The following is a 20,320-nucleotide window of genomic DNA, read 5'->3' as shown; positions in this document are numbered from 1 at the left end:
GCGCCCGCACGCATGTTCACTCAATTGGGTGCATGCTCATGCGAGACGACCGTGTCAGCGCGCGGCCAGAGTCGCCACCAGGACGGCCTTGATCGTGTGCATCCGGTTCTCCGCCTCGTCGAAGACGACGGAGTGCGCGGACTCGAAGACCTCGTCGCTGACCTCCAGCTCCGTCAGGCCGTGCCGGGCGTGGATCTCCCGCCCCACCTTGGTGCCGAGGTCGTGGAAGGCCGGGAGGCAGTGCAGGAACTTCACGTCGGAGTTGCCGGTGGCCCGCAGGACATCCATGGTGACGGCGTACGGCGCGAGGGCGGCGATGCGCTCGTCCCAGACCTCCTTGGGCTCACCCATCGAGACCCAGACGTCGGTGGCGACGAAGTCCGCGCCGCGCACCCCCTCGGCGATGTCCTCGGTGAGCGTGACCGTCGCCCCGCCGGCCGCGGCGAGCTCACGGGCCTGTGCGACGACGGCCTCGGCGGGCCAGTAGGCCTTCGGGGCGACGATCCGCACGTCCATGCCCAGCAGGGCGCCGGTGACGAGGTAGGAGTTGCCCATGTTGAACCGGGCGTCGCCGAGGTAGGCGAAGGCCATGCGCTCCAGCGGCTTCTCGCAGTGCTCGGTCATCGTGAGGACGTCGGCGAGCATCTGCGTGGGGTGCCAGTCGTCGGTCAGCCCGTTGAAGACGGGTACACCGCCATGGGCCGCCAGCTCCTCGACGGCGTCCTGGCTGTCACCGCGGTACTCGATCCCGTCGAACATCCGGCCGAGGACGCGGGCGGTGTCCTTCACGGACTCCTTGTGCCCCATCTGCGAGCCGGAAGGGTCGAGGTAGGTGGTGGAGGCGCCCTGGTCGGCGGCGGCCACCTCGAACGCACAGCGGGTACGGGTCGAGGTCTTCTCGAAGATCAGCGCGATGTTCCGGCCGCGCAGCTGCTGGACCTCGGTCCCCGACTTCTTCGCCGCCTTGAGCTCGGCGGCCAGGCCGATCAGGCCGCGGAACTCCTCGGCCGTGAAGTCCAGCTCCTTGAGGAAGTGGCGGCCTGCGAGGTCTATGGCCATGGTGACTGCTCCTGGGTCGGACGGGGACGCATACGGTAACCCTGGAAGTCTATACGATGCAATGCATCGCTATACAGAAACATGGCATCGCCGTACAGGCGTGCGGCATCGCTGAACCGAACACCCGCGGGACTGCCACCCACCTCCGCGACGCGCACCCCGCCTACACCGGGTCCCGGACCACCGGGCAGCTCATGCAGCGGGGCCCGCCCCGGCCCCGGCCCAGTTCGCTGCCGCGGATCTCGATGACCTCGATGCCTTCCTTGCGCAGATGGGTGTTGGTGGTGACGTTGCGTTCGTAGGCGACGACGACACCCGGTTCGACAGCCAGCACGTTGCAGCCGTCGTCCCACTGCTCACGCGCGGCCGCGTGCACGTCCTGGGTGGCGGTCAGGACCCGGATCTCGTCCAGTCCCAGTGCCTCGGCGATGGCGCGGTGCATGTGCTCGGGCGGATGGTCGGTGACCTTGAGATCGCGCGGCCCGTCCCCGGGTTCGATGGTGTACGAGCGGAGCATGCCCAGGCCCGCGTACTTGGTGAAGGTGTCCCCGTCGACCATCGTCATCACCGTGTCGAGGTGCATGAAGGCCCGGCTCTTGGGCATGTCGAGCGCCACGATCGTCCGGGCGGACCCGGCGTCGAAGAGGCCTCGGGCCAGCATCTCCACCGCCTGTGGGGTGGTGCGCTCACTCATTCCGATCAGCACGGCCCCCCGGCCGATGACGAGGACGTCGCCGCCCTCGATGGTGGAGGGGTAGTCGTCCTGTCCCTCCGACCAGTGGTGGAAGGCGCCCGCATCGGGGCCCGTGAAGAGCGGGTGGTGGCGGTAGATCGCCTCGAAGTGGACGGTCTCGCGCTGCCGGGCCGGCCAGCGCATGGCGTTGATGGAGACCCCGTCGTAGATCCAGGCCGAGGTGTCGCGGGTGAAGAGGTGGTTGGGCAGTGGTTCGAGGAGGAAGTCGTCCAGGTCCATGACGTGGAAGCGCACGGAGGTCGGCTCGCGGTACCGCTCCAGGAACTCCCGTTTCGTCATCCCGCCGACCAGGGCCTCGCAGAGGTCGGCGGTGGACAGCTCCTCGAAGGCGGCCCGCAGGTGCTCGGTCGCCAGCGGTCCGTACTCCTTCTCCTCGAACACCCGGTCCAGCACGAGCCGTCGGGCCACGGGAATCTCCAGCGACTCCCGGAGCAGGTCGCCGAAGAGGTGCACCTCCACCCCGCGGTCGCGCAGCACGTCCGCGAAGCCGTCGTGCTCCTGGCGGGCCCGGCGCACCCAGAGCACGTCGTCGAAGAGCAGCGCGTCCTTGTTGCCCGGAGTAAGCCGTTTCAGTTCCAGATCGGGGCGGTGCAGGATGACGCGGCGCAGCCGCCCGGCCTCGGAGTCGACATGGAATCCCATGCCCTCATCCTCACCGCGCGGGACACCGTTCACCCGGCGAATCGCCAGCAGGTTCTACCGAAGGGCCGGGACCCCTCACGGTCCCGGCCCGCCGGTGCGGCACTACAGCCGGGGGTCCACCGGCTCCGACTCCAGCGCCAGGACCGCGAACACCGCCTCATGGACCCGCCACAGCGGCTCCCCCTCGGCCAGCCGGTCCAGGGCCTCCAGGCCCAGGGCGTACTCGCGCAGGGCGAGCGACCGCTTGTGGCCGAGGAAGCGTCCGCGCAGCCGGTCCAGGTTCTCCGGGCGGGTGTACTCGGGGCCGTAGATGATCCGCAGGTACTCCCGGCCACGCACCTTGATCCCGGGCTGTACGAGGCGGTCCTTCCCGTCCCTGACGAGCGCGCCGAGCGGCTTGACGACCATTCCCTCGCCGCCCCGGCCGGTCATCTCCAGCCACCAGTCGACACCGGAGCGGACCGACGCCTCGTCGGCGGTGTCGACGACGAGCCGCCGGGTGACCTGGAGCAGACCGGTGGGGTCGTGCTCCACCAGCCGGTCCAGCCAGGCCAGCTGCTCGTCGTGCGGTACGGAGGCGAGCGAGCGGCCCTGCACGGCGAGGATCTGGAACGGCGCAAGGCGCACCCCGTCCAGCCCTTCGGTGCTCCAGCAGTAGCGGCGGTAGGCCTCGGTGAACGCGGCCGCGTCCTCCGCCCGGCCCCGCTGCCGCTCCGCGAGCGCACCGACGTCGATGCCGCGTGCCGCCGCCGCCGCGAGCGCCCCGGCGGCGGCAGGGAAGACGGCGCCGGATGCGGCACCGACCGCCGCGTACTGCGAGCGGAGCAGCCCGGCCGCCTTCAGGGACCAGGGCATCAGCTCGGCGTCGAGCAGCACCCAGTCGGTGTCCCACTCCTCCCACAGCCCGGCGGCGGTGACGGCGGCGCGCAGCCGGCCGAGCACGGTCTCGGTGAGCGCGGGGTCGTCCAGGAACGGCCGTCCGGTGCGGGTGTGCAGCGCCCCCGTCGGGCTGCCCTCGCCGAAGTCGCCGGTCCCGAAGCGCTCGCGTGCCGCGTCCGCGTCCCGGCAGACCAGGGCCACGGCCCTGGAGCCCATGTGCTTCTCCTCGCACACGACCTCGGCCACGCCGTCCGCCCGGTACTGCGCGAACGCCTCGGCCGGGTGCTCCAGGTAACCCTCCTCGTGCGAGGTGGCGGTCGGTGCCATGGTCGGCGGAAGGTAGGCGAGCAGCCGGGGGTCGACGGCGAACCGGCTCATGACCTCCAGCGCAGCTGCCGCGTTCTCCTCGCGCACCGCTATCCGGCCCATGTGCCGGGTCTCCACGACCCGGCGGCCCTGCACATCGGCGAGGTCCAGCGGCCGGCCCTCCCGGCCGCCCGGCGCCTCGGTGGTCAGCGGCTTCACGGGCTCGTACCAGACCTGCTCGGCCGGGACGTCGACGAGCTCACGCTCCGGCCAGCGCAGCGCGGTCATCTTTCCGCCGAACACGGCCCCGGTGTCCAGGCAGATGGTGTTGTTGATCCAGGAGGTGGTGGGCACGGGGGTGTGGCCGTAGACCACGGTGGCACGGCCGCGGTAGTCCTCCGCCCAGGGGTAGCGCACCGGCAGCCCGAACTCGTCGGTCTCGCCGGTGGTGTCGCCGTAGAGCGCGTGCGAGCGGACCCGCCCGGAGGTGCGTCCGTGGTACTTCTCGGGCAGACCGGCATGGCAGACGACCAGCTTGCCCTCGTCCAGCACGTAGTGGCTGACGAGGCCGTCGATGAACTGCCGGACGCGCTCCCGGAACTCCGGGTCCCTGGTGTCCTCCCGCTCCAGCTGCTCGATGGTCTCGGCGAGCCCGTGGGTCTGCTGGACCTTGCGGCCCTTGAGGTAACGGCCGAGCTTGTTCTCGTGGTTGCCGGGAACGCAGAGCGCGTTGCCGTCCGAGACCATGGACATGACGCGGCGCAGCACGCCGGGGCTGTCGGGCCCGCGGTCGACGAGGTCGCCGACGAACACCGCCGTACGCCCTTCGGGGTGCGAGCCCTCCACGTAGCCGAGCTTGCCGAGCAGGGTCTCCAGTTCGGAGCTGCAGCCGTGGATGTCACCGATGATGTCGAAGGGGCCGGTGAGGTGGCGGAGGTCGTTGTAACGGCGCTCCAGGACCACTTCGGCGTGCTCGGCCTCCTCCTCGGTGCGCAGGATATGGACCTTGCGGAAACCCTCGCGCTCCAGGCCGCGCAGCGAGCGGCGCAGCTCCCTGCGGTGGCGCTGGACGACGTGACGGGGCATGTCGGCACGGTCCGGGCGGGCCGCGTTGCGCGCGAGACAGACCTCTTCGGGCAGGTCGAGGACGATCGCGATGGGCAGCACGTCGTGCTCCCGGGCCAGCTGAACCAGCTGGCGGCGGCTCTCCGACTGGACGTTGGTGGCGTCGACGACGGTCAGCCGTCCCGCGGCCAGGCGCTTGCCCGCGATGTAGTGCAGGACGTCGAAGGCGTCCCGGCTGGCGCCCTGGTCGTTCTCGTCGTCGGCGACCAGGCCGCGGCAGAAGTCGGAGGAGATGATCTCGGTCGGCTTGAAGTGCCTGCGGGCGAAGGTGGACTTGCCCGAGCCGCTCGCCCCGATGAGGACGACGAGGGAGAGGTCGGTCACCGGCAGGACACGCGCGGTGCTGCCACCGGTGCTGTCGCTGGTGGTGTCGCTGGTGGTGTCGCTGGTACTGCTCATGCGGCTTTCGCCTCCTTCTCGCTCTTGTCGGGCGTCTCGGTCTCGTCAGCGTTCGCGGTCGCGGTCGCGCGGGGCTTCTCCGCCGCGTCGGGCTTCTCCGCCGCGTCGGGCTTCTCCGCCGCGTCGGACCTCTCGGTCCCATCCGTCCTGCCGGGCCCGTCGGCCGCGGTCATCGTGAACACGGCCAGCTGGGTGGGCGGACCCACCTCGGGGTCGTCGGGGCCCACGGGGACGAACTCCACCCCGTACCCGTGCCTGAGAGCCACTTCGCCCGCCCAGGCCCGGAATTCGGCCCGCGTCCACTCGAAGCGGTGGTCGCCGTGCCGGACGTGCCCGGCCGGGAGGGTCTCCCAGCGGACGTTGTACTCGACGTTCGGCGTCGTCACGAGCACAGTGCGGGGGCGGGCCACGCCGAACACCGCGTACTCCAGAGCCGGCAGCCGCGGCAGGTCGAGATGCTCGACGACCTCGCTCAGCACCGCCGCGTCATACCCCTTGAGCTGCTTGTCCGTGTACGTGAGCGAGCCCTGCCTGAGCTTCACACGGGCAGCCTGCCGCTCCCCCATCCGGTCCAGCTTCAGCCGCCGCGAGGCGATCGTCAGGGCGCGCATCGAGACGTCGACGCCGACGATCTCGGTGAAGCGCACATCCTTCAGCAGAGCCTGCACCAACTGGCCCTGACCGCAGCCCAGGTCGAGCACCCGGCTCGCCCCGGCAGCGGTCAGCGCCGCCAGGATCGCGGCCCTGCGCTGCTCGGCGAGCGGCACCGGCCGCTCCTCGGTGTCGGCCGTCTCGTCGACGGCGTTGTCGATGCTCTCGACGTCGAGGTCGTCGGACTCGGCGAGCCGCACCAGTTCCAGCCGCTGCATCGCCTGCCGGGTCAGTCCCCATCGCCGCGACAGATAGCGGCTGGTGATCAGTTTCTGCTCCGGATGGTCGGCCAGCCAGCCCTCGCCGGCCCGCAGCAGCTTGTCCACCTCGTCCGGCGCCACCCAGTAGTGCTTGGCGTCGTCGAGCACCGGCAGCAGGACGTACAGCTGACGCAACGCGTCCGCGAGCCTCAACTCGCCCTCCAGCACGAGCCGTACGTACCGCGAGTCCCCCCACTCGGGGAACTGCTCGTCCAGCGGTACGGCCACCGCGTCCACCCGCGACCAGCCGAGCGGCCCGAAGAGCTTGCGCACCAGCTCGGCACCACCACGGGCCGGCAGGGCGGGCACCTCGATCCGCAGCGGCATCGGCGCCGCCGCCCGCTCGGGCATCGCCTTGCAGGTGCCGCTCAGCGCGGACTTGAAGACGGTGCTCATCGCGACGGCGAGCAGCGAGGACGCGGCGTAGGGGCGGTCGTTGACGTACTGCGCGAGTGCCGCGTCGGGGGCGCCGCCGCGGCCCTTGCCCTTGCCCCGCCGCACCAGCGCCACGGGATCCACCTCCAGCAGCAGCGCCGCCGTGCAGTGCTCCGCGGACGCTTCGGGATAGAAGACGTGCGCGATGCCATGGGAGGTGGGATACGTCTGCGCCTTCTCGGGGTGCTTGTGCAGCAGGAAGCCGAGATCGGTGGCGGGACGCTCCGGGGTGCCGGTGGTACTGATCGTCAGGAACACGCGTCCGAGTATGGTCCGCTTCATTCGCCCTCACCAGGCATTTTCGTCGCTCACCGGGTTCGGTTGTTCCTCCTCCCCGGCTCGGTTGCCGTCCCTCCCCCGCCGAGTTGCGCGCCCAGTTCCCCGATGGTGGCCGGACCGACGCGGCAGCAGCCGCCGACCAGCCGCGCACCGGCGTCCTGCCACGCCCGGACCCGGCCGGGGTCGAACGTGGCACCCCCGGCCCATCCCCTCGCCCCCGCATCCCAGCGTTCACCGCTGTTCGGATAGACGACGACCGGCTTCCCGGTCGCCTGCGCCGCCGCACGGACCGCCCCGTCCGCGTCGGCCGGATCGCAGCAGTTCACCCCTGCCGCCACCACACACTCCTCCCCGTCGACGAGGGCGAACGCCTCCTCCAGCCGTTGGCCGGCCCTGGTCCGGTCTCCGGCCACGGTGTAGGAGAGCCAGACCGGCAGCCCGCACTCCCCCGCCACCCGCAACAGCGCCTGCGCCTCATCCATGTCCGGCACCGTCTCCAGCGCCAGCACATCGGGGCCGGCGGCGGCCAGGGCCTCGATCCGGGGGCGGTGGAAGCGCTCCAGCTCCCGGACCGTGAGCCCGTAGCGGCCCCGGTACTCCGCCCCGTCCGCCGTGACCGCCCCGTACGGGCCGACCGAGGCGGCGACCCAGACGTCCTGCTCCACCGCCTCTGCCGCCCGACGGGCCAGCTCCACACTGCGGGCGAAGAGCCCTGCCGCCTCCGCCCGCCCGATTCCGCGCTGCCGAAACCCTTCGAAGCTCGCCTGATAGCTGGAGGTGATGAGCACCTGCGCGCCCGCCCGCACATACGCCGCGTGCGCCGCCTCGATCTGCCCCGGCCCGTCGGCGAGCAGCCGGGCCGACCACAGCGCGTCGGAGAGGTCGCAGCCCTGCGCCTCCAGCTGATTGGAGAGTCCGCCGTCGAGCAGGACCGTGCCCTCCGCGAGCGCGGCAGCGAGAGTGCGGGAGGGAGTCCCGGCAGAGGACGTCCCGACAGGTCGGCCGGAATGGCGGGCGGGGGACACAGAGGCTCCTCTCTCAGTTGAGCTGGGACTGGACCTGCGACGAGATCAGTTCCAGGTGCTCCAGGTCATCGAGGTCCAGCACCTGGAGGTAGATGCGCGACGCTCCGATCGCTCCGAAACGGCCGATCTTGTCGACCACCTCGGCGGGCGAGCCGGCCAGTCCGTTCGCCTTCAGCTCAGCCACGTCCCGTCCGATGACGGCGGCCCGGCGCGCCACCTCCGCGTCGTCCTTTCCGACGCAGACGACCAGGGCGTTGGAGTACACCAGATCGTCCGGCCGCCTGCCCGCCTCCGCGGCCGCCGCCCGGACCCGGCCGAACTGCATCTCGCTGTCCTCCAGCGACGCGAAGGGGATGTTGAACTCGTCGGCGTACTGAGCGGCCAGCCGCGGCGTCCGCTTCGCTCCGTGTCCGCCGATCAGCACCGGCACCTTGGCCTGCGCGGGCTTGGGCAGCGCGGGCGAGTCCGTGAGCTGGTAGTACGTACCGTCGTAGCTGAACGTCTTGCCGGCCTCGGTGGCCCACAGGCCGGTGACGATCGCCAGCTGCTCCTCCAGCCGGCCGAACTTCTCCTTGGGGAAGGGGATGCCGTACGCCTTGTGCTCCTGCTCGAACCAGCCGGCCCCCAGGCCCAGCTCGACGCGGCCGCCGGACATCTGGTCGACCTGAGCCACCTGGATGGCGAGCACACCGGGAAGCCGGAACGTCCCCGCCGTCATCAGGGTGCCGAGGCGGATCCGCTTGGTCTCGCGCGCCAGCCCGGCCAGCGTGATCCATGCGTCCGTCGGGCCGGGGAGGCCGTCCCCCTGTCCCATGCGCAAATAGTGGTCGGATCGGTAGAAGGCATCGAAACCGAGGTCCTCGGCCGCCTTCGCGACGGTGAGCAGTGTGTCGTAGCTCGCCCCTTGCTGGGGCTCGGTGAAGATTCGAAGATCCATACCTCCATCCTGCACCTCCGGACGCCGCGCGTTCCCCTCCCGCCACCTTCTCCACGCCACCGCGCCCCCGGGCGGGCCGGTGCCGGGTATCAGGTGCCGGGTGCCGGTGCCGGATGCTCAGCCGATGTCGGTCGCGGGTCCCACCGGTCCGTGCAGCACACCGTGCGGGCCGTCGCGCTCCCTGCCGCGCTCCAGATCCTCCAGACGCTCCCGGTCACGCTCGTCGAGCAGCCGGAGCATTCCGTGCACCCGGTCCGTCGACTCGTCGGCGGCGTCGATCGCCTCCATGCACTGCCAGTACAGGCCCTGTTCATCCGTCTCGCACGCCACTTGGACCAGGGCTATCCCCACTTCCCCGAGCAGCGCGCCCAGGCCGGTCAGGGCCGCTCGTGGATCGGCGACCTCGGAGAGCTGCGCGGCCCGGGCCACACCGGCCCGGGCCGCCGGGTGGTCCAGCGCCCCGTTGCTCCGCCCACCGATCTCGCTGAGTCCGCACGCCTCGCCCCGTAACTCCTTGGGGCCGCTCGCCGCCAGCCGGCTCCCGATCGCCTGTGCCAGCGCCTGCGCCTGCCAGGCCTCCGCGATGATGTCCGGCGTGCCCCGGCTCTGTGCCAGCGCCCGCCGGATGACTGCTACAAGCCGCTCCGCTTCCATCCGTTGCCCCCGTTCGACGCGAAAACCCACTCACCTCTTTCATTACCCACAGTGAGGGCGGTGGTACCGAAAGGCCAGGGGATTTCGGAAATCTGTGGACACGAAGTCGACTGTGAACAAGTCGATCACTCCGAAGAGTGACGGAAGAGAGGATCCGTTGGCTCCGACACGGGGAAGCGCCCCTCGTTCCGGTCGATCTTCGCCGCCAGCGCCGCCAGCGCGTCGATGCCCAGCACCTCGCAGAACTGCAGCAGGTAGGCGAGAACGTCCGCGACCTCGTCCGCGACCCTGGGCGCCGTTCCGGGGTCCTCCATGACCCGCGCCGACTGTTCCGGCGTCAGCCACTGGAAGATCTCCATGAGTTCGGCGGCCTCGACGCTCAGCGCCGACGCGAGGTTCTTCGGGGTGTGGTACTGCCCCCAGTCCCGTGCGGCCGCGAATGCTGCGAGCCGTTGCTGGAGCGTCCGTACGTCGAGTTCTGTCACGGCCCCAGGTCTACCACTGCCGCTCCGGGCGCCCCGCGTACGGAATCGGCCCCGTATACGGAGGCAGCGCCGTCCACCGGCCACGGGATCCGCACGGGCAGGCGGCCCACCGGGCCGCACCCGGTCACGGCGCACCGGAGATGACGCCGTACCGGGTGCCACGGCGCCCCGCCGGAAGACCGGCCGAGACCGACGTGACCTGCCGAGACCTGCCGAGACCTGCCGAGACCGACGTGACCTGCCGAGACCTGCCGAGACCTGCCGAGACCGACGTGGCCGGCCGAGACCTGCCGGGACCGGTCGGGACCTGCCGGGACCGGTCGGTCTATGCCCCCGGTACGCCCGCCGCCGTCACGCCCTCGACCTCCATGCCGATGGGCGACAGCAGGAAGACGTTACGGTCGACGCGATGCATTCCGCTGCCCAGACCGAAGACGACCCCGCTGGTGAAGTCCAGGATCCGCTTGGCCACGTCGGGCTCCGCGCTGGTCAGATCGAGGAGTACCGGAATCTGCGCGACCAGGTACTCGGCGACCTCGCGCGCATCCGCGAAGATCTGGACCCGCAGCACCACCATGCGCCGCTGCTCGGCGCTCTCCCGCTCGTCCGGGACGGTGCGGTGGTCGACCCGGGACGGCCACTCGTTGCGGCTGCGCAACGGTACGACCTGGGCCAGCCCCTCCCACTGCTCGTCCGTGACGTCATACCTGTCGTACCTGCTCACCGGACCACCCCGTCTGTGCATCGGTTGGCGTTGCGCCGGCTGCGCTCACTGTTCATCGGGCAATTCTCTCGCCCCTCACCCGTTCGGCCTACCAGCGACACGGTTCAGGAGCCGATCGGAACGGCCGGCTCACCCGCGCGGTCCCGGTCCTGGCCCGCGGACGCGGTGGTGTCCAGGGGTGTGAAACGTACCGGAAGGTGCACCAGGGCGCGGTGGAACGGACCGGGCCTCCACAGCAGTTCACTCACCGGAACGGCAAGCTCCGCATCGCACAGCTGGCTGGTCAGCTGCTCGATCGCGGTCATCGCGATGAGGAGTGCGGGCTGCTTCGCGGGGCACCGGTGGGGCCCCGCCGACCAGGCGAGGTGGGCACTGCCCCCGGACCGGACGCCGGCGTCCGAAGTGGCGGGGCCGGACTGGGTGTTGGCCGCCCCGAAGGAGACCAGGACGAGCTGCCCGGCGCGCAGCCGGACCCCGTGGAACTCGGTGTCATGGCGCGGGTAGTGCGCCGCCAGGTTGGCGATCGGCGGATCCTGCCACAGCACCTCGTTGATCGCCTCGTGGGCGGTCATCGCACCCCTGTGCAGCGAGCCCGCGTACCGCTCGTCCGTGAGCATGTGCAGGGTCGCGTTACCGATCAGGTTCGTCGCCGGGTCATGGCCCGCGCTCATCAGCAACGTGATCTGACGCACAGTCTCGTCGTTGTCGAGACGGGCCGGATGGGCGAGGAAGTACGAGGCCAGGTCGCGGCGCGGCCGGGCCCGCCGGTCGGCGACGAGACGCGTGACGACGTCGACCAGGTCGGCGTACGCGGCGGCGGCGCCCTGGGCCGAGTTCATCATGCCGCCGACGCCGTCGACGATCCGTTCGCCGTCCTTCGGGTCGACGCCGAACCAGGTGACGAAGACGTGCAGCGGGAGCCGTCGGGCGTACTGGGCGATGAGATCGCCGCTGCCGGTGGCGGCGAACTCACCGATGAGCTGCTGGGCCACCCTGGCCACCTCGGCCCGCAGGATGTGCGGTTCGATCAGGGCCAGGGTGTCGTTGATGGCGTCGCGATAGCGGGCGTGCTCCGGGCCGTCGCTGAACAGCGCGGTGGGGCGGTGTCCGAGCACGGGCAGCACCGGCGAGTCCGCGGGGACCGTCGCCTGCCAGGTGCGGGGATCCTTGCTGAAGGTGTGGGTGTCGCGCAGCAGGTCGACGGCCGCCTGATAGTCGGTGACCAGCATCGCCTCGACATCGGGGGCGATCCGGACCGGCGCGAGGGGGCCGTGTTCGCGCAGTCTGCGGTAGTGGCCGTGCGGGTCGGCCGCGAAGTCGGGGCCGTACAGCGCCAGAGGCTGCGGCGGCTGCGGAAACGGTGTCATGACGGGTCCTCGGGCTGCGGCAGTCGGGTCAGCACGTGTTCGGCCAGCGCGATCAGGGCGTCGATGCTGCCGCGTCGCTCCCTCGCGTCGCACTGGACCAGCGGGGTCCCGGCGGCGAGGTCGAGGTGTTTGCGCAGGACCTCGTCGCTGTGGGCGGGGGCATCGGGGAAGCGGTTGACCGCGACGGCGTACGGCAGCCCCTGTTCCTCGACCATGTCCATGACGGCGAAGGAGTCGGCGAGCCGGCGGGTGTCCACCAGGACCAGTGCGCCCAGGGCCCCGCGCGCGATGTCCTCCCAGAGCGGCAGGAACCGCTCCTGGCCGGGCGTGCCGAACATGTAGAGCACGAGGTCGTCCAGGACGGTGAGGCGCCCGAAGTCGATGGCGACCGTGGTCGTGGTCTTTTCGGGCAGTCCTGCCGTGTCGTCGAGCAGGGTGCTGGACTGGGTCATCGCCTCTTCGGTGTGGAGCGTGGGGATCTCCGAGAGGGTTCGGATCAGGGTCGTCTTGCCCACGCCGAAGGGACCCGTGACGACAAGCTTCATCAGGGTCCGGGCGGTCGCCGGCAGATAGCCGACGCCCGTCCGGTCAGTGGAGGGAGCGGAGTCCAACGAGCAGCCTCTCGACGAGCGACCGGTCGATCTCCCCGGCACTGGGTATCGGCGGTCGCGTGAGCAGAAGTCCGGCGGCCGCGAGGTCCGTGGCCAGGAATACGGTGGCGCTGACCGGCAGGTCCAGATGGGCCGCGCACTCGACGACGGTGAGGGCGCCGGGCTCCAGCAGTTCGCACAGCCTGCGCTGCTCGGAACCGGTGTCCTGCGGCAGGACCTCCTCGGTGCGTACGAGCACGGCGAGCCGGTCGAGCGTGGGACCGGTGGGCCGGGACCGGCCTCCGGTGACGAGGTAGGCGGGGATCAGACGGCGTCCTGGGCCGGCGGTCATGGCCGTGGGTCGGTGTCCGGTTGGCGGGCGGGCGCGTGCATCGCCCTCGTCAGCGCGGTGACCTGCACCTGCATCTGGTAGGCGATGTCGCCGAGTTTGGCGCCGGGTTCGGCGAACAGGGCGAGCGTGGTGTTCTTCCCCGCCGGTACGACGATGGCGAAGCCCAGGTCCGACTCCACGACGGTCTGGGCCAGTTGCGGGGCCTCCGCGTTGGTGAAGGCGATGGTGAAGGCGCGGGCCGCGGCGTGCAGCGTGGCCGTCATCGCGGCGACGCGTTCGCCGGACGCCCGGTCGAGGCCGGGCGAGGCGCCTTCGACGAGACCGTCGCCGGTGGCGACCACGGCGTGCTGGACTCCGGGCAGTTCCAGCAGCGGGGTCAGCACCCATGCGAGGTCACCGGTGGTGGGAGTAGGGGCGCTCACTTCTCGTCGTCTCCTTGCTCGTCCTGGTCGCCCAGGTGGTCGTGGCCGTCCGAATCCGGTGCGGGAGCCCGCCCGGCGACGCTCCTGCCGATCAGGGTGCCCTGCTGGAGTGCCGCCCAGGAAGACTCGGCCTGCTCAGGTGTACGGGACACCTGTTCGGCGGGCGGGGCGGCGGGGGCCTTGGCGGCCGGCGCGGGACGCGGCGCGCGGCGGCGCCTGCTGGGCAGCCCCGAGCCTGCAGCGGCGGGCTGCGGTGCCTCCGGTGCGGGTTCCGCGGGGGCGGCCGGCCGGTCCGGGGCAGGGGCCGCCGACACGGGCACCGGCGCCAGGACGGAAAGGGTGTGGTCGTCCTCCAGCACGGTCAGCAGGTGTGCGGGGACACGCAGGATCGTTCGCATGCCGCCGAACGGCGAGGCCTCGATGTGGCAGTGGAAGCCGTACTGCACCACCAGCCGGCCGACGACCGCGAACCCGGTCTGCGGCGGGTCACCCAGCTCGGTCAGGAGGACCTCGGAGGGCCCGGCCAGCAGGGTGCGGGCCCGGTCGAGCGCGTCCTCGTCCATCCCGATGCCCGCGTCGTCGACCACCAGGAACGCTCCGCGGCCGCCGCTCTGCTGGACCGTCACCTGCACGTCGGTGTCGGGGTGCGAGTAGGCGGTGGCGTTGGCGAGCAGTTCGGCCAGCGCGATCGCGAGGGGTTCGGCTGCCCGGGCGGCGAGCGCGAGCCGCTCGTCGCGCAGGTGGTTGGCCACCTTGATCCGCTCGTAGCCGGCGACCCGGGACTGCGCGCCGAGCACGATCTCGACGAGGGGTGAGCTCTGCCGGGCGAGGCCGGGCCATGCGTCGCAGAGCACGGCGGTGGCCTGGGTGCGGCGCAGCGCGAGTTCGTTGCGGAAGTCCAGTTGCAGGATGCGCGGGTCGTCGTACTCGTGCTGGAGCTCGTGCAGCAGTTGCTGGGACTGGTTGAGCAGGGACTGGATCTTGGCCGAGGTGCCGCGCATCGCCGCTCGGGCGGCCGCGTCGACGCGCTGCCGTTCCTCCATGACCGCGGTCCTGGCCGCCTGCACGGCCTCGGTGAGCAGCCGGGCCGCGCCCCCGTCGACCTCGGCCGCCTCCCGCAGCCCGGGGACCTGGGCGCTGGGGTGGGAGAGGGCGAGCGCGGCAGCCGGGATCCGCTTGCGCGCCAGCTGCCGGATCTCGTCGACGAGGGCCGCGGTCCGGGCCTCGGCGGCCTTCGCCTGGCGTTCGGCCAGCTCTGCGTGGGCCACGGCCAGCTGTTCCGAGCGGGCGGCCTGGTACGAGCGTGCCGTTGCTGCCACGGCGGCTATGACGGCGACCACCGCCACGATCCATGCCATGCCGTTACCGCGTTTCTGTCGTCGGGTCGGTCCTGTGGCCGGGGCGGCGGAAGCCGGTCCCTTGGCCGGGGCGGCGAAGGACCGGGTGGTCAGTCCGCCCGGCCTGCCGTCTCACGGGCCTGCTCCACTTCTTGTGCGACCGCTGCGACATCGGTCATGACCTGGAGCACGCTCGGGAGTTCGGAGCCGTCGAGCTGGCGGTACTCGCTGCCGATCGTGACCACCAGCCGCTCGGGGAGGCCCAGTTCGGGGTGGCGCCCCTCGCCGATCACCCGGCGGGCCGCCTCGACGGCGGGTACACCGGCGGCGTGGAAGGCGTGGGCACGCTCGCGCACGTAGTCCAGGTAGACGATGTGGTCGCGTACGCCGGCCCGGTCCAGCACCGGCCCGTGGCCCGGCACGACGGTCTCCGCACCGGTGGCCAGTACCTGTTCGCAGGCCGCGATCACATTGCTCAGCGGGCCGGCCCAGTGGATCGGGTGGTCGCCCGGCTGCTGCGGGGTCGAGGAGAAGATGATGTCTCCGCTGAACACGACGCCCTGCGCGGGCAGGTGGACCATGAGGTCCCCCGTCGTGTGCGCGGACGGCAGGGCCGTGATCCGGACGGGGTACTCCCCCAGGGTCAGTTCGAGTTCCCCGGTGAAGTAGGTCGTCGGCCGGACCGGATCGGTCTGCGACCAGTCGAAGGGGCCGAAGTGCCGCCCGAGGTAGGCGCCGAGCGCGGTGGCCGGATCGCTGCCGTTGACCAGGGCGTGCTGCTGCTGCGGAGTGGGCTCGTAGTGGATGTGCTCCCGGGCCTCGCGGGTCGCGATGATCTCCGCGTCCGGGAGCACTCCGGCGCCCCAGAAATGGTCCCCGTTGGCGTGCGTGACGATCACGCGGTCGATGGAGACACCGTCGGGCAGCAGCTTCGTGCTCTCGGCCAGGAACTGTCCCGCCAGCACCGTGTCGTACGGGGTGTCGATCCAGAGCGCGCCACGGGGTGAGACGAGCAGGCCGCAGTTGGCCAGGCCCCAACCCCGTTTCGGCGGGAGCCATGCGTACAGGCCCCGGCCCAGGTCAACGACGTCTCCACCTGTGATCGACATGGACGCGATTATGCCGACCGCGATCCGGTCGCGCGTTCGAAACCCGCCACGACAGGACGTTGTTGGCGTGAAATCACCCCTCCGCCGCTTCAGGGACGGCCCGCCGGTGACCGTACGAGAGCAGCGAAGCCGGTCGCCACGGGGGATCATCCGGACAGAGCTGAAGAAATCCTCCTGACGTACTCACCCCCGTCACCGATGCGCGACGGACCGCCGTCAAACCGGAAGGGGCCGACTACCCACCGAGCATGGCTGGAAAAAGACGCCGAAAGCCCCCGGGTGAGACCGCTGGAGGCGGCCCCGCCGGGGGCTTGTGACTCAGGACGTCCTAGTAGGTCGCGGGCACGTTCCACTGCTGGTTGGCACCGCCGTGGCAGTCCCACAGGTCGAGCGCGGCCCCGTTCGTGGTGTCGCTCCCCGGGACGTCGAGGCAGCGGCCCGACGCCTTGTTGACGAGTGCGTGCGTGGAACTGCTGTACGTCCACTGCTTGGCCGGATCGGTGACCGCACCGCCCGCGCCCGATCCGGCACAGTCGCGTATCCGTACGGCTGAGCCGTTACCGGTGCCGTCCGCGGTGAGGCAGTAGCTGGACGTCAGTCGCAGCGTGCCGTCGGCCGCTCTCACCCAGGCCTGGTTGTCGCCGCCCGAGCAGGTGTAGAGGTTGGCGACGGCACCCTCCCCGACTCCTCCTGAGGCATCCAGGCACTTCGTGCCCAGCCCGGTCACCGCGCCGCGCACCGAGTTGCCGATGCCGAGGTTCTGCACCGTGGAACCGGCGACAACGTCGGTCCGGGTCATCGAAGCACAGGCGTTGGCGCTGCTCGACGTACCCGAGACCGCGCCGGTGACGGTGCCTCCGTTGGCCGTGGGCACCCCGAAGCGGGCATCGCTGAACGGCTGGTCGTAGCAGTTGGCGCGGGAGTCGTTCCACTCGAAGTACTCGGTCCAGTCGACCATCCCGGTGGGCGAGATGGCGGTGGCCGGGGTCTTGACGCTGCCGAGCTTGTACGAGGCACCCGTCGCGGTGTCCGCGACGGTGGCGCCGAACCAGCCGTCGCCCTCGGCCGCGACCTTGAAGGTGTAGCGGTGGCCGGCGGTCCAGTCGAGATTCAGCCGGCAGCTCATGCCTTCGCCCTCACCTCCGAAGCCCTGGCACCAGCTCCCGGTGGAGCCGGCCTTGGCCTCGGAGGTGTCCCAGACGGAGAAGAGGAGCACCCGGCTCGACCCTCCGTTGGACTGCATCCCGATGTACGCGCCATTGCCCTGGTCGAAGCCGAACTGGTGGCTCCAGAAGATGTTCGCCTGGTATCCGGGGTCGTGCAGGACGGTGGTGGACCAGGTGACTTCGGTCAGCTTCGGCGCGCCGGAGAAGGAGTAGTTGGTGTAAGTGCCGGGAGTCGTCCCGATGCCCGCGGCCTGGGTGGGGGCCGCGGTGCCGAGCAGGGCCAGAGCGGCTGCTGCGGCGGTGGCGGTGATCGTTCCGAACAAGTGGCGCAGAGTCATGCGTTGCACCTGCTTCTGATGGGGGGAATGGGATCGTTGCCTTGCATGCACCGGCTCGGTGCATTTCTTGCGGTGAAACCCACCGGACAGGGCCGTGGCCCTGTCCGGCCTTTCCCGGTCAGATCCTCAGGAACGGACCTGCCCGCGTTCGAAGTACGCGACCAGCTCGGGGTCCAGGGCCGGCACGTCGTACGGTGCACCGCCCTCACGCAGGGAGCGGGTCGCGAGGACGCCGGCGGCGACGCTCATCCGGGCGGCGACCGGCGAGGTGTCGGTGACGCCTCCGTCGCGCACGAAGCGGCAGAACTCCTCCATGATCCGGGTGTCCCCGCCGCCGTGCGAGCCGCCTGCCTCCGGCACCCGGTAGGTGATGTCGGCGTCGGCACGGTATCCGCTGGGTCCGGTGTTCCAGACCTTGACCTCGTCACCGGGGCTGTCGCCGAAGTTCTCCAGCCGCCCCTCGGTGCCGATGACGGTGTAGTTGCGCCAGTAGTCCGGGGTGAAGTGGCACTGCTGATAGGCGGCCACGACGCCGTTGTCGAGCTGCATGTTCATCACGGAGACGTCCTCGACGTCCACGATGTGGTGCAGGTCCTTGCGGGCCGTCGGCGGCCAGTCGAACTCGCGCAGCCAGTTGGCCGGGCGCGGGGTGTCGGCCTCGCGACGCGGCAGGTCACCGTAGACGAGCAGGTCGCCCAGCGCGTTGACGCGCCGGGTGTAGCCGCCGGCCAGCCAGTGCAGCACGTCGATGTCGTGCGCGGCCTTCTGGAGGAGCAGACCGGTGGTACGGGTCCGGTCGGCGTGCCAGTCCTTGAAGTAGTAGTCGCCGCCGTAGCCCACGAAGTGGCGTACCCAGACGGCCTTCGGCTCACCGATGTCGCCGCGGGCGATGATGTCGCGCATCAACCGCACGACGCCCATGTGCCGCATGTTGTGGCCGACGTAGAGCCGGGTCCCGGTCTCGTACGCGGCGCGCAGGACGTTGTCGCAGCTCTCGACGGTGATCCCGAGCGGCTTCTCGACGAAGACCGCCTTGCCGGCCCGGAGGGCATCGATGGCGATGGCCTCGTGAGTGTCGTCCGGGGTGGCGATGATGATCGCGTCGAGGTCGTCCCGGTCGAGGAGCTGCTTGTAGTCCTCGACCGCGACATCGGTGCCGAATCGATCGGCCTCGCGTCGGCGCACGTCGGGATCGAGGTCGCAGACGGCGGTGATCGCCGAACCCTGTCCGGGGTGGTGGGCGGACATCGCGATGGAACGGCGCAGGCCGAGTCCGATGACACCGAGTCGCAGGTCTGACACGGGAGTCCCTTTCTCTGGATGTACTGGTCGAGCGGGCGGAGACTACTTACCGGCGAGCGAGGCCTCGAACTCGGCACGCATCTTGTCGCCACCGCCGGAACGCCACTTCCGCAGCTGCTCCTTGTACGCGGAGAGCGGCTTGCGGCCCGCGACGATGTCCAGCATGCAGTCGCTCATCGCGGTGGTGAGCGAGGGGCTCTTGCTGGTGGACGTGTCGGAGAAGTGGCCGCTCGTCGGGTTCGTCTGGTTGATCTTGAGGAGCTCCTGCTGCCAGCCGTGGATGTTCCCGGCCAGCTCCGACTTGCCCGGCAGGTAGATGTACTCGGGACCAGCGGCGAGGAAGGCCAGCGGCATGGCCGTGGTCACCGCCTCGGAGTTCCCCTTGGCCGTGAGCTTGACGTCGCCCTTCGATGTACGGGTGAAGTGCTTGCCCTCGATGCCGTTGTCGAGGAAGAGCCGCTCCTCGGTACCGAAGGGGGCGGCCAGGTAGTCCATGACACCCAGGAGCATCTTCACGCGCTCGGCGTCGGCCTTCTTGCTGATCGCGGTATAGCCGACGGAGCCGTAGCCCATGTTGTACTTCGGCGTGGCACCGGCCTTGGCCGCGAACGGCACGATGACGCCGAACGGGAAGTCGTACGTCTTGACGTCCACCAGGAAGCTGGGGAAGGACTGCACGTAGGCACCGAGAGAGCCCTGCGCCATCTTCTCCATCGTGGTGCTGAGGTTGGGGTCCGGCCAGAAGAGACCGGCCTTGGCCACCTTGACGGCGAACGCCACGGCCTCCTGGTACTCCTCCGTCTCGTACATGTGGGTCAGCTTGCCGTCCTCCAGCCGCCAGCCACTGGGCGCGCCGAACCACTGGCCGAACATGCCGATGTGGTTCACGTACGCCGGCTCCAGTACGTACTTGTTGCGCTTGGCGTCCAGGAGCTCCTTGCCCTTGGCGAGGAAGTCCTCGGCGCTGCTGAACTCGGCGCCGCCGACCGGCTTCCAGAAGTCCTGGTTGACGACGTAGACCTGGCCCATGGAGCCGTACGCCACGGTGACACCGCGGATCTTGCCGTTGACCACGGCGGTCTTCCAGGCGGTGGTCGGCAGGTTCGCCAGGTTCGGGTAGGCCTTCACCGCGTCGCCCGAGAGGTACGGGGTGAGGTCGTGGAACTTGGCGTCCAGCAGCTCGGGCACGCGCTGGATGCCCTGGTTCGGCGGGAACCAGACCAGGTCGGGTATATCGCCGCCGGCCATCATGGCGTTGAACTTGGTGAGGTACGCGTCAACGCCCTGGTCCACGACGATCGTCATGTCGAACTGCGACCCGAGGCGCTTGTTCAGCTCCTGCCAGTAGGCGTTCTTGGCCTGCGGCGGGGCGGGGGTAGTGAAGGTCTCGGTGAGGGCCGTGATGCGGCTGCCGTCACCGGGCGCCTTGGCCACCGACTTGGTGAGGGCCTTGGGGTAGCGCAGATACGTGGCATCCAGACCCGCGGCATTGCCCGCCAGGTCCGCGGGGGCGGTCTGAGCGGCCACGTACGTCGGCAGCTTGAGCTTGGCCGACGCCTTGGCACCACCCTTGCTCACCGTGGCACCGCTGCCGCAGGCGCTCAGGGTCGACAGACCGGCCACGGTCAGACCGGCGATTCCCGCGGCGCCCATGAAACCGCGCCGGGACATGTTGGTGGACATGGGACTCCTTGAAGTGTGTGGGGTGCGTGGGGGCGATGTC

General features: G+C 70.5%; 18 protein-coding genes. All 18 read right to left on the bottom strand.

The features are described from left to right. Positions 1-54: 54 nt before the first annotated feature. Positions 55-1,059 (bottom strand): ornithine carbamoyltransferase, encoded by a 1,005-nt coding sequence (argF, locus tag SH922_RS30980; RefSeq protein WP_393061631.1) that lies wholly within the window; start codon positions 1,057-1,059, stop codon positions 55-57. 163 nt (positions 1,060-1,222) lie between these two features. Then, a complete protein-coding gene (locus SH922_RS30975; protein ID WP_393061629.1) occupies positions 1,223-2,455 on the bottom strand; it encodes an arginine deiminase in 1,233 nt (410 codons plus the stop codon). 102 nt (positions 2,456-2,557) lie between these two features. Next, complete coding sequence (locus SH922_RS30970) at positions 2,558-5,164, bottom strand: polynucleotide kinase-phosphatase (RefSeq protein WP_393061627.1); 2,607 nt, start codon at positions 5,162-5,164, stop codon at positions 2,558-2,560. Further along, positions 5,161-6,768, bottom strand: coding sequence for a 3' terminal RNA ribose 2'-O-methyltransferase Hen1 (locus SH922_RS30965; RefSeq protein ID WP_393061625.1), 1,608 nt, complete (start codon positions 6,766-6,768; stop codon positions 5,161-5,163). Before SH922_RS30965 ends, SH922_RS30970 begins: the two co-directional genes overlap by 4 nt. A 50-nt stretch (positions 6,769-6,818) precedes the next feature. Further along, a complete protein-coding gene (mmuM, locus tag SH922_RS30960) occupies positions 6,819-7,814 on the bottom strand; it encodes a homocysteine S-methyltransferase (RefSeq protein WP_393061623.1) in 996 nt (331 codons plus the stop codon). 13 nt (positions 7,815-7,827) lie between these two features. Further along, positions 7,828-8,751: an LLM class F420-dependent oxidoreductase gene (locus SH922_RS30955; protein WP_393061621.1), complete on the bottom strand. Its 924-nt coding sequence runs from the start codon at positions 8,749-8,751 to the stop codon at positions 7,828-7,830. Between the two features lie 117 nt (positions 8,752-8,868). After that, the gene (locus SH922_RS30950) at positions 8,869-9,405 is read right to left on the bottom strand and encodes a DUF6099 family protein (RefSeq protein WP_393061619.1); all 537 of its coding nucleotides are present in this window, start codon (positions 9,403-9,405) and stop codon (positions 8,869-8,871) included. Between the two features lie 125 nt (positions 9,406-9,530). Next, on the bottom strand, positions 9,531-9,890 hold the full coding sequence (locus SH922_RS30945; protein WP_393061617.1) for a nucleotide pyrophosphohydrolase: 360 nt from the start codon (positions 9,888-9,890) through the stop codon (positions 9,531-9,533). Between the two features lie 325 nt (positions 9,891-10,215). Continuing rightward, positions 10,216-10,635 (bottom strand): cell division protein SepF, encoded by a 420-nt coding sequence (locus SH922_RS30940; protein ID WP_393061615.1) that lies wholly within the window; start codon positions 10,633-10,635, stop codon positions 10,216-10,218. Positions 10,636-10,718: 83 nt separating this feature from the next. Further along, entirely contained in the window at positions 10,719-11,981 is a 1,263-nt protein-coding gene (locus tag SH922_RS30935) for a cytochrome P450 (protein ID WP_393061613.1), read from the bottom strand. Then, positions 11,978-12,592, bottom strand: a complete 615-nt coding sequence (locus SH922_RS30930) for an ATP/GTP-binding protein (RefSeq protein WP_393061611.1) — start codon at positions 12,590-12,592, stop codon at positions 11,978-11,980. The genes SH922_RS30935 and SH922_RS30930 overlap by 4 nt, the downstream gene beginning before the upstream one ends. Continuing rightward, the gene (locus tag SH922_RS30925) at positions 12,570-12,923 is read right to left on the bottom strand and encodes a DUF742 domain-containing protein (RefSeq protein ID WP_393061609.1); all 354 of its coding nucleotides are present in this window, start codon (positions 12,921-12,923) and stop codon (positions 12,570-12,572) included. Before SH922_RS30925 ends, SH922_RS30930 begins: the two co-directional genes overlap by 23 nt. Beyond that, positions 12,920-13,345, bottom strand: a complete 426-nt coding sequence (locus tag SH922_RS30920; protein ID WP_393061607.1) for a roadblock/LC7 domain-containing protein — start codon at positions 13,343-13,345, stop codon at positions 12,920-12,922. Before SH922_RS30920 ends, SH922_RS30925 begins: the two co-directional genes overlap by 4 nt. Further along, on the bottom strand, positions 13,342-14,703 hold the full coding sequence (locus SH922_RS30915) for an ATP-binding protein (protein WP_393061605.1): 1,362 nt from the start codon (positions 14,701-14,703) through the stop codon (positions 13,342-13,344). The genes SH922_RS30920 and SH922_RS30915 overlap by 4 nt, the downstream gene beginning before the upstream one ends. An 89-nt stretch (positions 14,704-14,792) precedes the next feature. Then, positions 14,793-15,791 carry an MBL fold metallo-hydrolase gene (locus tag SH922_RS30910; protein WP_393061603.1) on the bottom strand — a complete coding sequence of 333 codons (999 nt, stop codon included), beginning with the start codon at positions 15,789-15,791 and terminating at the stop codon, positions 14,793-14,795. Positions 15,792-16,119: 328 nt separating this feature from the next. Then, the gene (locus SH922_RS30905) at positions 16,120-17,295 is read right to left on the bottom strand and encodes a ricin-type beta-trefoil lectin domain protein (protein ID WP_393061601.1); all 1,176 of its coding nucleotides are present in this window, start codon (positions 17,293-17,295) and stop codon (positions 16,120-16,122) included. A 126-nt stretch (positions 17,296-17,421) separates the two neighbouring features. After that, positions 17,422-18,597: a Gfo/Idh/MocA family protein gene (locus tag SH922_RS30900; protein ID WP_393061599.1), complete on the bottom strand. Its 1,176-nt coding sequence runs from the start codon at positions 18,595-18,597 to the stop codon at positions 17,422-17,424. A gap of 42 nt (positions 18,598-18,639) precedes the next feature. Beyond that, the gene (locus tag SH922_RS30895; protein ID WP_393061597.1) at positions 18,640-20,280 is read right to left on the bottom strand and encodes a hypothetical protein; all 1,641 of its coding nucleotides are present in this window, start codon (positions 20,278-20,280) and stop codon (positions 18,640-18,642) included. Positions 20,281-20,320 lie beyond the last annotated feature (40 nt).

Source organism: Streptomyces sp. LN549, assembly GCF_043203805.1.
GTDB lineage: Bacteria > Actinomycetota > Actinomycetes > Streptomycetales > Streptomycetaceae > Streptomyces.
This window is presented reverse-complemented; position numbering and strand designations above follow the sequence as displayed.